Origin of the sequence: Streptomyces sp. col6, assembly GCF_008042035.1 — a bacterium.
Lineage (GTDB): Bacteria > Actinomycetota > Actinomycetes > Streptomycetales > Streptomycetaceae > Streptomyces.
Genome location: NZ_RDBL01000005.1, coordinates 20910 through 32391, shown reverse-complemented (window position 1 = coordinate 32391; position 11482 = coordinate 20910). Strand labels below are relative to the sequence as shown.

The following is an 11482-nucleotide window of genomic DNA, read 5'->3' as shown; positions in this document are numbered from 1 at the left end:
GGCGCGGTGGGCCGGGGACCCGGTTGCGGGGGCCCGGTTCGATGAGGTCGGCGCGGTACAGCCCGTAGGTGATCCGGCGCAGCGCGGCCGACTCCAGCTCGTCCCGCAGCGGACCGTCCCGGAGCTGGGCGCCGGGGCCGAGGAGGTCTTCGACGACCGCCAGGGCACCGGCGATGTCGCCGTGGTCGAGCCGTTCGCGAACCCCGGTGAGGCAGTCGGGGCGCCGGTGGGCCTCGTCGATGGCGCGCAGACACGGCAGCGGTGTCCCGGTCAGCGCGGCCAGCAGCTCCTCCCGGCGGACCTCGGCGGGATCGTGGTCCAGGGCGGACAGCACCCCGTCGGCCTGGCCGATCCGGTGCCGGGCGCCCCGGCAGTCCACGAGGCGTGGCTGCCCGGGATCTCCCGGCTCAGGTGGCGGCCCGGCCGGCCGGTGCCCCGGCAGGAGTGCGCCCAGGACGAGCGGGTGCAGCCGGCCGGCGTCGATCGCGCCCGCCCGCAGGAGCTCCCGATCGGGCAGCGCCCAGGTCGCGGCGTCGGGCAGCACCAAGGGCGTGCGGGCGGCGTCCTCCCGGCCCCGCGCCACCCGCAGGGCGGGCGGCCCTTGGCCGTTCGGGTGCGCGACGACGTCCAGGAGCACCCGGTGCCGGCCACCGAGTCGCACGGCGACCGGTCCGGAGGAACGTCCCTCGGCCCTGAGCAGCAGCTCCGCCTCCGCCGCCCAGCGGTCGACGGCACAGCGGCGCCCCTGTGGCACCAGGTCGAGCAGGTCCGGGTCCGTCAGCGCCGTCGGGCCGGCTCCCGCGCGATGGCGCAGTTCGGCGGCCCGGCGTGCGTCCCACAGGTGGCGGTGCACGTCCAGCCGGAACCGCCGGCTGGGGTGGGGGTGCGGATGAAGGCGTACGGTCCCGGGGCCGGTGCCGTCCCAGAGGCCGAGGCTGATCCGCTGACCGGCGTCCGCCCAGGCAGGGGGAGTTCTCGCCACGAGGTACAGCGGTGCCGGGGCGCGAGCGGTACCGGCCTGCGGCTCGGGGTCGTACCGCGCGAGCGCGACGGTCAGCCCCGGACGCAGCAGTCCGCGCGGGGCGATCCTCGGCATGTGCCAGCGCAGCAGGTCCGGTGCCAGGTGGCGCAGATCGTCGCGTACACGGGCGGCGCGTTCCCGCCCATGTGTGCGGGACAGGGCCCGGGGCGCGAAGTCGACGTCGATTCCCGCGGCGGCGCACGCACCGGCCCAGTCACCGGCGCGACGGCGAGCGGTCGCGGTCTCGATCATGGAAGGCGGCACGGCGAACTCGCGCACGCGCAGCCAGAAGGACAGGAAGGGATCTCCGTCGGCGGGATGAGTGGCCATCAGCACTCACCTTGCGCGGACGGGGCCCCCAATCTTCGGAGAGAGTGAGTCGTCATCGCGGCACAGCGTAGCTTCCGAAGGCCGGCCGCGCAGCCCTTATTCGGTGAGGCCCGCCGCCAGTGTGGCGCCCAGCTCCCAGCACGCCTCCGTATCGGCCTTGCCGGGCTCGCCCGTCACCTTCACGGCGTCCGCCGCCCGGCGCCACCCGAGGCCGGTCGTGATCGTCTCGATGCCCCGTACGGCACCGGTGACGTCGTTGCCGCCGTGGACGTAGTAGCCGAAGGGCCTGCCCCGGGTCGTGTCGAGGCACGGGTAGTAGATCTGGTCGAAGAAGTGCTTGAGCGCCCCGGACATGTACCCGAGGTTCGCCGGGGAGCCGAGGAGCAGGCCGTCCGCCGCGAGGACGTCGGAAGCCGTGGCGGCGAGTGCCGCGCGCCGTACGACGCGTACGCCCTCGATCTCGTCCGTCGTCGCGCCGGAGACGACGGCCTCGAAGAGGGCCTGGCAGTTCGGGGACGGTGTGTGATGCACGATCAGGAGAGTGGGCACAGCACCGAACCCTGCCGTGCCCCCTCCGTCGCCGCAAGCCGGGCACACCCCGTCAGGAGCGGTGGCCGAAGAACTCGATCTCGGCGATCGCCACCCGGCGCCCCTTCCCCGTGCCGTACGCCGAGTCGACCGTGAGCCGGACGCGGACGGTCTGCGAGCCCCGGACGTCGAAGGTCTGCTGCCCCGCCTGGTCGGCCAGCCGGATCGTGCGCGTGCGCTTGGTGCCGTCCTTCGCGGTCAGTTCCGCGATGATCCGGGACGGCCGGGCCTGCGTCAGGAACTCGTCGTTGCGGGCCGATGTCCCGGCGAACACCACCATCTTGCGCATCCCCACGGGCGCGTCGAACACGCACTCCAGGAACTCCCCCGCACCGTCGCCGGTCTTCTTCGGCGCCCAGTAGCGGTTGTTGAAGCCGTCGAACGCCGCGCTCGCGGCGTGCCCCGGCGCCGCGCTGGAGCCGTGGCACGCGGACGGCGGCATGGATTCCGGCGCCCCCGTCTCCTCCTTGGCGAGGCCGAGGAGACCGGACAGGTGCGGCAGGGCGAACCACACGCCGACGAGTACGAGGAGCAGCGCGATGGGTATGCCCAGCCGGGGCCCGCGCCGGCTTCGTCGGGGACGCGACCCGGCCTCGTGGCCCTTCGCGGGGCCCCGGCGGAACAGGCGGCGCCACCAGGGCGGGCGCACGCCGGGGCCCCGCGAAGGGCCACGAGGCCGGGTCGCGTCCCCGACGAAGCCGGCGCGGGCCCCGGCTGGGCATACCCATCGCGCTGCTCCTCGTACTCGTCGGCGTGTGGTTCGCCCTGCCGCACCTGTCCGGTCTCCTCGGCCTCGCCAAGGAGGAGACGGGGGCGCCGGAATCCATGCCGCCGTCCGCGTGCCACGGCTCCAGCGCGGCGCCGGGGCCCCCAGAACGCGAGGGCGTCGGGGTTGTTCTCCAGCACGGCGAGCCGGAGCCCGCTCCGATTCACGCAGGAGGAGATCGACGAGGTCGTCGCTCTCTACGCGAGCAACCCGGCGTACTGGCGCGCGGCGGGCGAGTACGACCCCGACGACATCCGGGCGTCGCGCGTCGAGGCGGATCTGCGGGAGGAGGCCGCGACGGAGGGCGGCGAGGTGCTGCTCGCTCGCGACGGGGAAGGGTGCCTGGCCGGGCTCGTCTGTCTGCTCGACCGGCACCCCAAGGACGGGCTGCCCTGGATCGGGCTGCTGATGACGGACGGCGGCTCCCGCCGTACGGGGGTCGGGCGCCGCCTCGCCGGGCTGGTCGAGGACCGGTTCCGGGCCGGGGGACGGAGCGGGCTCCGGCTCGCCGTGCTGGAGAACAACCCCGACGCCCTCGCGTTCTGGGGCGCGCTCGGCTGGCAGGAGGTCGACCGCCGCGCCGACACCGCCCACGGCCGGCCGTGCATCGTCATGCACAAGCAGTTGGCCTGAGCCAAGGGCACGGGCGGCCGGCCGGTCAGGGGACCAGGACGAGCCGTCCGCGTACACCCCCCTCGGCCAGCAGGCGGTGCGCCCGCGCCGCCTCCTCCAGCGGCAACGTGTCGGCCACACGCGTCGTGAGCCGGCCGGTGGCGGCGAGGGACGAGAGCCGGCCCAGGGCGGCCGCGTCACCGGCCACCCACTGCTCGTGCACCCGGACACCCCGCAGCGGTACGGGGGCCGCGCCCCCGATGACGGAGACGAAGGCGCCGAAATTGCGGACGGCCCCCAGCGCGGGCAGCCCCAGTACGGCTGCGTCCAGGGCGGCATCCACGCCACCGGGCACCAACTCCCGTACCGAGCGAGCGAGATCGGCCGAGCGCGGCACGAACCACCGTGCCCCCGCCTTCCGGACGAACGGCTCGTCCTGCTCCGCCGCCACCCCCACCACGGCTGTCCCGCGCCGGGCCGCGAGCTCCACCGCGTACCCGCCGACCGCCCCGGCCGCCCCCGTCACCAGCAGCGTCTGGCCTGAACCCAACCCCGAGAGATCCAGGGCCTGTTGCGCGGTGAGCGCGTTCAGCGGAAGGGTGGCCGCTTCGACGGGGGAGAGCCCTTCGGGGGCGGACGCGACGGCGCCGACGTCCAGTACGACGTACTCGGCGTAGGTGCCGAGCGAGACGTCCAGCCGATCCTGGATGCCGATCACGGGGTCACCGGGAGTGAACTCCGTAACGCCGGGCCCCACTTCGTCGATCCGGCCGGCGACGTCCCACCCGATGCCGATGACCTCCCGGGGCTCCATCAGCCCGGCCTCGATCAGGGCGCCGGAACGGGTCGCGAGATCGACGGGGTTGACGGCGGCGGCCTCGACACGGACGCGTACCTGCCCGGAACGGGGCACCGGCACGGGTACGTCACTCAGCTCCAGCGCTTCCGGCCCGCCCACCGTCCGTACCACGACCGCGCGCATGCGCGTCTCCTCCCGTGTGCCGGCCGCATCGGCCTTGGTGACCGAGGCGTTCCGATGCCGACGACCCTAGGGAGAGCTACTCTCCATAGGGAAGTAGGCACTTCGAGGTGCCCACCGCACGGGAAGGTGAGCCATGAAGCAGACCCGAACCGAGGCCCGCATCGAGGCCCGAGCCGCGTACGACGCCTACCTCGCCGAGTGCCCGGCCCGCCAACTGCTGGACCGCATCAGCAACAAGTGGGTCAGCCTGATCATCAACGCCCTGGCCGACGGCCCGCAGCGCTACACCGACCTGGCGCGCACCCTGGTCAGCGTCAGCCAGAAGATGCTGACCCAGAGCCTTCGCGCCCTGGAACGCGACGGCCTCCTCACCCGCACGGTCACCCCGACGATGCCGGTCCGCGTCGACTACGCCCTGACCCCGCTGGGCGAGAGCCTGGTCCCGGTGATGCGGACGATCAAGGCATGGGCCGAGCAGAACATGGACGAGGTCCTGGAGGCGCGGACGGAGTACGACGGGGCGAGGGCCTCGGCCGATCCGGCGTGAGGCCGTCCTGCCGGGGCGTACGGAAGCCCCAGCGGGTACGACGCGGTGAGGCGGCGTAAGAGAGGCTTGTTGCCCTCAACTGCGTTGTATATCAGCGTTATGAGCGTTGGGGCCGTTATGTCGGATTGTGCGAAAGCGGCCAGAAACCGCACCCCCGCGAGCTAAAGTCGCAGGCCACAAAGCTGCTCCCCGCACGCGCGGGGATGGCCCCCACATGACCTAGCGCCCCACGGGGAGAGGAAACTGCTCCCCGCACGCGCGGGGATGGTCCCAGGCCTTCCTGGAGTCCCTGGTGGACGAGTTCAAGCAACTTCACGGAGGCTCTGCCCTTCGTGCCCAGGAACAACCCCCGGAAGCCTGAGGCGACTTCGCGGTCCGTATGGTTGAACGCGTTCAACGCTTCGGGCGTGGATCAGTAGCGGGAGGCATCAGTGGCAAGCAGGCGCACCATACGGGCCGGGATCGCCGCGCTCTGCGGCCTTGTCCTGGCGGCCTGCGCCGGCCCTGCCCAGTACTACAGCGGCACCGGCGTCCACGACGCCACCGCTGCCCAGGTCGCCGGGCACTGGTCGAACGTCGAGGGCACCCGCGTCGAACTGCGCGAGGACGGGACGGCGGTGCTCAGGAAGCTCGACGGGCAGGACTTCGACTACGACGAGGGCTGGCGCCTGTCCGGTACCGGGACCTGGCGGCTGGCCGACACCGATGGCGGCCAGGTCGTCCGGCTCGCGCTGAAGACCTCGACGGGGGTGGACGAACGTGCCCAGGATCCTGCCGATGTGCAGGCATCGTCCGCGGACACCCGGCCCCCGACCACGTACGACTGGTCCCTCTACGTGGACCGCTCCAAGCGCGAGCGCGAGGTGAAGCTGTTCTTCTTCTACGGGGACCCCGACAGCGGCAACACGTATGTACTGACGCGAGCGGCGAAGAAATAGGTCGGCCCGTAGCCGGGGGTTGCGCGACAACCACGCATCCGCCCAGCGCGCCCCACCCCCCGGACGCGTCGCCGGGCGCCCGGCCTGCGACCGCCACCGGCGCAGGCCCGCCCGGATTCTTCGCTAGCCTGCTGCCGGTCGCGTATCGGCTGAAACGAGGGTGGGAGAGAAGCATCGTGGTGAAGGTCCTTGTCGCAGGGGGAGCCGGATACATCGGCAGCACGGTCGCCTCGGCCTGCATCGACGCGGGTATCACGCCCGTCATCCTCGACAACCTTGTCCGGGGGAGAGGCGAGTTCACCGAGGGCCGCACTTTCTACGAGGGCGACATCGCGGACGGCTCACTTGTCGACCGGATCTTCTCGGAGCACCCGGACATCTCCGCTGTGGTGCACTGCGCCGCGCTGATCGTGGTGCCGGACTCCGTCGCGGACCCGATCGGCTACTACGAGGCGAATGTGGCCAAGAGCCTGGCCTTCGTCAGCCACCTGCACCGCAACGGCTGCGACCGCATCATCTTCAGCAGCTCGGCCTCCATCTATCGGGCCGAGGACGGTTCGCCCGTGAACGAGGACTCGCCGCTGGCGCCGCAGAGCCCCTATGCGCGGACCAAGGCCGTGTGCGAGGAGATGTTCGCCGACATCGCGGTGGCGGGACCGCGCGTGTTGTCGCTGCGGTACTTCAACCCCGTCGGGGCCGACCCGAAGCTGCGTACGGGGCTTCAGCTCAAGCGGCCCAGCCACGCCCTGGGCGTTCTGATCCAGGCGCACGGGGAGGGCCGTCCGTTCCCGATCACGGGAACGGACTATCCGACGCGCGACGGCAGCGGTATCCGGGACTACGTGCACGTCTGGGACCTCGCCGCGGCTCACATCGCGGCGATCGAGCGGTTCGACTCCGTTCTCACGGGATCGAAGCGCTCGATCGCGATCAATCTCGGTACCGGCTCCGGCACCACGGTCCGGGAACTGTGCGCGGCGTTCAACAACGTCGTCAGCACCCCGCTGGCCACGGTCGTCACCGACCGGCGGCCCGGTGACGTGGCCGGCGGCTACACCAGGAGCGATCGGGCGGCCGAGCTGCTGGGATGGACGCCGAAGCTGTCCCTGGAGGACGGCATCCGCTCCGCCCTGGACTGGATCCCGGTGCGCGACGAGCTGTTGAAGGACTGACCGCCGCTCTCGCCTCACCTTCTGCCGGGGCACCGGGCCCCCACCGGCCGGCTCAAGCCGCCCCCACCCCGCGCACGCGCAAGGCCGCCCAGGGGGCTCAAGGACCGGTCGTCACCGAGGCCCTCCGGTGAGGAAGCGACGGATGTCCGCCGCCAGGGACACCAGCTGTTCGCCGGCCTCCGACCAGGTGGTCACCGAGGCGCTCCAGCCGGCCTGGGCTTCCGGCCAGGGGCGTGCGGTCCAGGTCAGTCCGACGTGGCCGCCGGAACGGAAGACGGCGGACACCGTGAGGTCACGGTCGTTGTTGTGCCAGGTCCGTTCGCCGTGCCATCCCCGGTAGTCGGCGGCGAGCTCTTCCAGGAACGCGTACAGATCGCTGTCCCAGATCCGGGCGACGACCTCGTCGACCCGTGCGGTCAAGCCCGGGGCCCGTAGTTCGACGGCATAGTGCACGGAGTCCTCGTCGAAGCCGAACCGGTCGGAGAACTCCACACCGATGGCAGGGTTGTCCTGGCAGCGGATCGTCACACAGGGCCCGTCGCTGCGGGCGACGTCGGGGGTGGTCATGGAGGAACGGTAGGGCAGCGGGGTGTGTTGGCAGGAATCGGGATTCAGCAGCCGCTGCTGCCGTACGAAATGGTCCGGCCCGTAGGGGAGTTCGACGCCCCCGGCCCGCTCCCGCCCGGCTACCGTGGCCCGCATGAGCCAAGCCCCTGCCGACCTCAGCCCCGATCTGATCCGCGGCCTCCTCCGCGACCAGCACCCCGACCTCGCCGGCCTCCCCCTGAGCCTCGGGGCGCGCGGCTGGGACAACCAGCTGTGGCGGCTGGGGGACGAGCTCGCCGTGCGGTTGCCGTGGGCGACGGAGTCCGCGGACGAGCTGCTGCTGAAGGAGCACGCCTGGGTTCCCGGGCTCGTCGCGGACCTCCCGCTGCCGGTGCCCGTGCCGCAGCGCCTCGGCGTGCCGTCCGAACGGTTTCCGCGGTCCTGGCTGGTCACCACCTGGGTGCCCGGCGAACCGGCCGACCGCGTCCCGGCGACGCGCGCCGAGGAGGCGGCCGACGCGCTGGCCGGGTTCCTCACGGTCCTGCACCGGCCGGCGCCCGCCGAAGCGCCTGCCGGACGAGGGCGCGGCGGACCGCTGGCCCCGTACGCGGAACGCTTCGAGTACACCCTCGGCCTGGTCACCGAGCGGGGCCTGGCGCCCGACCCGGACGGCATCCGCGAGGTGTGGCAGGACGCGGTCGCCGCCCCCGACTGGGAGGGCTCCGCGCTGTGGCTGCACGGCGACCTGCATCCCGCCAACGTGCTGACGGACAACGGCACGTTCTGCGGTGTCATCGACTTCGGCGACCTCTTCGCGGGCGACCCGGCCTGCGACCTCTCCGCCGCCTGGGCCCTGCTCCCGGACGGCGCCGTCGACCGCTTCCACGCCGCCTACCGCCCGGCCCCGGACGCGGCGACCCTGCGCAGGGCCCGCGGCTGGGCGGTCCTGCGCGCGCTCGCCGCCCTCCTCATCGCGGACGACGGCGACCGGGGCCTGCCCAACGGGAAGCCGACGTGGGGGCCGCCGGCACGGCGGGCGCTGGAGCGGCTGGTGGCGTCGACGGGGCGGTGACGCGAGGGCCGAGTACCGTGCGCGGCGTGACCGCCGCAGGGACCGGGAAGGCAGAACACCCGGCGCGGCGCTCAGCCCCCTTGCGGACCCATGTTCTGACTCTGTGCGTGTCCCTGCGCCAGGCCCTGCGCGTAACTCTGCTCTCCCGCCCCGCGTGCCGCGGCCCCACGCTCACCGGACCCGCCCCGGCGCCGGAGGGCGACGAGGCAGGCGGCGACGGCCACGACGAGTACAGCCACGACCGAAACGATCAGGATCATGATGTCCCCCGCTCTGCTGGAGGAACCGCGGTGCGGCTCCTCGGTACCCCATGGTCGCCCGCCGGCTGCCCGAAGGGAAGCACGGTTCGGGCTCGTCGCGGGCACCGCGTCTCACACCGCTTGACCTCAAGTCCCGTTGAGGTCGCAGCATCGAACCATGAACACGACGAGCACCACAGCGACCGCCCAGGACCACTTCGAGATCAGCACCCTCATCAGCGGCATCTTCCGCACGCTGGACGAGCGCCGGTTCGAGGAGGGCTGGGCCGATGCCTACTACACCGACGACCTGCACGTGACGACGCCGCTCGGCGTGGCCGAAGGCGCCGAGGCGCTACGGCAGGTGGAAGAGGCCATCGGCCGCTACGCCGCCACCCTGCACCTCGCCTCCGACGTCCTCGTCCACGCCGAGCCGGGAGCACGGACGGCCGAGGTCTCCTGGAACGCCCACATGACCCACGTACACCACGACTCCACCCTCCGCGCGCGCGGCGAGGGGGCGCACCCGCTGTTCACGGTGGGCGGGGTGTACGAGGGCCGGTTCGTGCGCACCGACGGCGGCTGGCGCATCAGCCGCATGACGGTCCGGGCGGTCTGGACGACGGGCGAACCGCCGGTGCTGCCGGCGTAGGCGGCGGCGCGGGTACGGGAGTTGGCGGGGGCGGAGGCCCCGGCCGGCCCGGCCTGACGGACCGGGTCCGTCGCGCTCAGGGTGTCGGCAGGCGGGTGGTGGCGATGTTGAGCCGTATGTATCCGAGCGCGGCGGGCCCACCACGACAGAACTCCCGGCACCCGTTGCCTTCGGCCGGGCGCGTCAGGGGAGGCGGTATGTGACCACGACACGGGTGGGCAGCCGGAAGGAGTCGTTGTCGACGGGGGAGCACTCGACCATGACGGCGACGCCGGACCCGGCGGTGCTTGTGGAGCCGTAGACCCGGGCGGGGCCACGCAAGGGGGAGCCGCACAAGCCGTCCGGCAGCGCGATCTCGTCCCCGGCCTCCGCCTTGGTGCCGTACTTCTCATCGAACAGGGGTGCGTCGTCGGGGAGGACGCCGACATCGTGGAGGTAGTCCAGTATGTCGCCGCTGACGAAGGTGACCTCGGCGTTCCCGTTCCGGGTGTAGTAGTGGACGTCGGAGGCTCCGGTGGGTATCGGCGCACCTCCGGCGGAGATCACCTGCGGGAGCTTCGTGTCGCTGCCGTCGCAGGCCCGGTCGTCCCCGAAGGGCGGGGACAGGTGGCCCTGGAACAGCCAGACGAGGCCGCCTGCCACTGCGGCCGCAACAGCCACCACAACGGCCAGGCAGGAGAGCCGCCGCCGCCCCGGCCCGGAGGTTCCCGCCTCACCGCCCCGGTCATTGCCGTGCCCGGCCTCGTGTGACATGACGCCGTCTCCGGCCTCCTGCGCATCGGGCATGGGCTTCTCCTTCGGACGTGTCCGGACGCGGGCCGCCGCGGCTGCCGCGGCCGAGGGGACTGTACGGGCCTCGGCGTGCGGGGTATGCGGTGCGGTGGGCGGGCTGCTCGCGTGCACCATGGGCCTGCCATGGTGCACGCAGCCGAGCCCTTCCCGTACCAACCCTCCCGAGGGCGAATCCTTTTCGCGCGCCGCGCCTCCTGTATATGTGCCGACGAACGCCGGCGCGTACGGGAACACCAGGAGGACTCATGATCGTGGGAATCGCCATCGCCGTCGGAGCCGTGCTGCTCTGCACGTGCAGTTACGTCGTCCTGCGCAAGCGGAAGCAGTCACGTGGCTGACGCGTCCTGGCCCGGCGAGCAGTTGGTCGTCGCCGCGCAGAGCGGCGACGTCGACTCGCTCGCCGCGCTGGTGTCCGGAGCGCATCCGAACGTACGGCGCTTCGCCCGCTCCCTCTGCGCCACGCCCGAGGACGCGGAGGACGCGGCGCAGGAAGCGCTGATCATCCTCTACCGCAAGATCGGGATGCTCCGGGCGTCCGGGGCGCTGGCCTCATGGATGTTCCGCATCGTCCGCAACGAGTGCCTGCGGCGCGCCCGGACGATGCGGGCGCCCGCGGCCGTGCCGGACACCGCCGTGCGCTCCGCCGAGGACGAGGTCCTGCAACGCCTGGAGGCGGCCGAAGTAGCCGCGGCCATCGCGGCGTTGCCGGCCGAGCAGCGCCGCGTACTGATCATGCGGGACATCCAGGGCTACAGCGGGCGCATGGCCGCCGAAGCGCTCGGCCTCAGCACCGCCGCCATGAAATCACGCCTGCACCGCGCCCGCACCGCGGTGCAGCACACCCTCCGTGCCGTACCCGACACCACGACGGGAGCCCCTCATGACGACGCACACCAAGTCCGACGCCCCTGACACGGCGCGCACCAAGTCCGACGCCCCTGACTTCGCGAGCGCGTCCGTGCCCCGCCACCTGGCCCGGGGCGCGGCCGGCTTCGGCAGCCTGATCGCCTCGGTCGCCCTGATCCCGGTCACCGGCCCGCTCAGCCTGCTGCTCCTGCCGGCGGGCGTGCTGGCCCTGCGCGGATGCCCGATGTGCTGGGCCATCGGGCTGGCACAGACCATCTCGCGGGGGCGTCTGCGCCGCGATTGCGAGGACGGGGTGTGCAGTTTGCGGGTGGCGGAGCGGGCCGATGCGGGGCGGCCCGTGGGGCCGTAGCTGGCCGTC

At 72.7% G+C, this 11482-nt stretch carries 14 protein-coding genes; 8 read left to right on the top strand and 6 right to left on the bottom strand.

Features of this window, described 5'->3' with window-relative positions; translation table 11 throughout:
- The 3 genes from EAO73_RS03675 to EAO73_RS03665 all read right to left on the bottom strand — a co-directional run.
- On the bottom strand, positions 1-1351 hold a 1351-nt coding region (locus EAO73_RS03675), incomplete at its 3' end, for a hypothetical protein (protein ID WP_147970099.1).
- Positions 1352-1447: 96 nt separating this feature from the next.
- The gene (locus EAO73_RS03670) at positions 1448-1900 is read right to left on the bottom strand and encodes a flavodoxin family protein (protein ID WP_147970058.1); all 453 of its coding nucleotides are present in this window, start codon (positions 1898-1900) and stop codon (positions 1448-1450) included.
- A 52-nt stretch (positions 1901-1952) separates the two neighbouring features.
- Complete coding sequence (locus EAO73_RS03665; protein ID WP_224756169.1) at positions 1953-2588, bottom strand: NADase-type glycan-binding domain-containing protein; 636 nt, start codon at positions 2586-2588, stop codon at positions 1953-1955.
- Between the two features lie 243 nt (positions 2589-2831).
- Between EAO73_RS03665 and EAO73_RS03660 the strand changes: the two genes are divergently transcribed.
- Complete coding sequence (locus tag EAO73_RS03660; protein ID WP_147970057.1) at positions 2832-3338, top strand: GNAT family N-acetyltransferase; 507 nt, start codon at positions 2832-2834, stop codon at positions 3336-3338.
- 25 nt (positions 3339-3363) lie between these two features.
- Here the strand turns inward: EAO73_RS03660 and EAO73_RS03655 are convergent, their stop codons facing one another.
- Complete coding sequence (locus EAO73_RS03655) at positions 3364-4299, bottom strand: NADP-dependent oxidoreductase (protein ID WP_147970056.1); 936 nt, start codon at positions 4297-4299, stop codon at positions 3364-3366.
- A gap of 133 nt (positions 4300-4432) precedes the next feature.
- On the opposite strand from EAO73_RS03655, the gene EAO73_RS03650 reads away from it, so the two are divergent.
- From EAO73_RS03650 to galE, 3 genes are all read left to right on the top strand, one after another.
- On the top strand, positions 4433-4846 hold the full coding sequence (locus EAO73_RS03650; protein ID WP_147970055.1) for a winged helix-turn-helix transcriptional regulator: 414 nt from the start codon (positions 4433-4435) through the stop codon (positions 4844-4846).
- Positions 4847-5277: 431 nt separating this feature from the next.
- A complete protein-coding gene (locus tag EAO73_RS03645) occupies positions 5278-5784 on the top strand; it encodes a hypothetical protein (RefSeq protein WP_147970054.1) in 507 nt (168 codons plus the stop codon).
- Positions 5785-5960: 176 nt separating this feature from the next.
- On the top strand, positions 5961-6956 hold the full coding sequence (galE, locus tag EAO73_RS03640; protein WP_224756168.1) for a UDP-glucose 4-epimerase GalE: 996 nt from the start codon (positions 5961-5963) through the stop codon (positions 6954-6956).
- Positions 6957-7067: 111 nt separating this feature from the next.
- Here galE and EAO73_RS03635 read toward each other — a convergent pair whose 3' ends face one another.
- Positions 7068-7658, bottom strand: a complete 591-nt coding sequence (locus EAO73_RS03635) for a DUF6228 family protein (protein ID WP_224756167.1) — start codon at positions 7656-7658, stop codon at positions 7068-7070.
- Between EAO73_RS03635 and EAO73_RS03630 the strand changes: the two genes are divergently transcribed.
- Positions 7657-8574: an aminoglycoside phosphotransferase family protein gene (locus EAO73_RS03630; protein WP_147970053.1), complete on the top strand. Its 918-nt coding sequence runs from the start codon at positions 7657-7659 to the stop codon at positions 8572-8574. The two genes, EAO73_RS03635 and EAO73_RS03630, sit on opposite strands and share 2 nt — an antisense overlap.
- A 417-nt stretch (positions 8575-8991) precedes the next feature.
- The gene (locus tag EAO73_RS03620) at positions 8992-9465 is read left to right on the top strand and encodes a nuclear transport factor 2 family protein (RefSeq protein WP_147970051.1); all 474 of its coding nucleotides are present in this window, start codon (positions 8992-8994) and stop codon (positions 9463-9465) included.
- A 183-nt stretch (positions 9466-9648) separates the two neighbouring features.
- On the opposite strand, the gene EAO73_RS03615 is transcribed toward EAO73_RS03620, so the two are convergent.
- The gene (locus tag EAO73_RS03615) at positions 9649-10251 is read right to left on the bottom strand and encodes a hypothetical protein (protein ID WP_147970050.1); all 603 of its coding nucleotides are present in this window, start codon (positions 10249-10251) and stop codon (positions 9649-9651) included.
- Positions 10252-10587: 336 nt separating this feature from the next.
- On the opposite strand from EAO73_RS03615, the gene EAO73_RS03610 reads away from it, so the two are divergent.
- Both EAO73_RS03610 and EAO73_RS03605 read left to right on the top strand, forming a co-directional pair.
- Positions 10588-11169, top strand: coding sequence for an RNA polymerase sigma factor (locus EAO73_RS03610; protein ID WP_147970049.1), 582 nt, complete (start codon positions 10588-10590; stop codon positions 11167-11169).
- Positions 11138-11473 carry a hypothetical protein gene (locus tag EAO73_RS03605; RefSeq protein ID WP_147970048.1) on the top strand — a complete coding sequence of 112 codons (336 nt, stop codon included), beginning with the start codon at positions 11138-11140 and terminating at the stop codon, positions 11471-11473. The genes EAO73_RS03610 and EAO73_RS03605 overlap by 32 nt, the downstream gene beginning before the upstream one ends.
- Positions 11474-11482 lie beyond the last annotated feature (9 nt).

Bases quoted from the DNA above. Each gene is read 5' to 3' on its own strand.
- EAO73_RS03655 (WP_147970056.1), bottom strand. From the start codon at position 4,299: ATGCGCGCGGTCGTGGTACGGACGGTGGGCGGGCCGGAAGCGCTGGAG.
- EAO73_RS03650 (WP_147970055.1), top strand. From the start codon at position 4,433: ATGAAGCAGACCCGAACCGAGGCCCGCATCGAGGCCCGAGCCGCGTAC.
- EAO73_RS03630 (WP_147970053.1), top strand. From the start codon at position 7,657: ATGAGCCAAGCCCCTGCCGACCTCAGCCCCGATCTGATCCGCGGCCTC.
- EAO73_RS03635 (WP_224756167.1), bottom strand. From the start codon at position 7,658: ATGCGGGCCACGGTAGCCGGGCGGGAGCGGGCCGGGGGCGTCGAACTC.
- EAO73_RS03620 (WP_147970051.1), top strand. From the start codon at position 8,992: ATGAACACGACGAGCACCACAGCGACCGCCCAGGACCACTTCGAGATC.
- EAO73_RS03615 (WP_147970050.1), bottom strand. From the start codon at position 10,251: ATGCCCGATGCGCAGGAGGCCGGAGACGGCGTCATGTCACACGAGGCC.
- EAO73_RS03605 (WP_147970048.1), top strand. From the start codon at position 11,138: ATGACGACGCACACCAAGTCCGACGCCCCTGACACGGCGCGCACCAAG.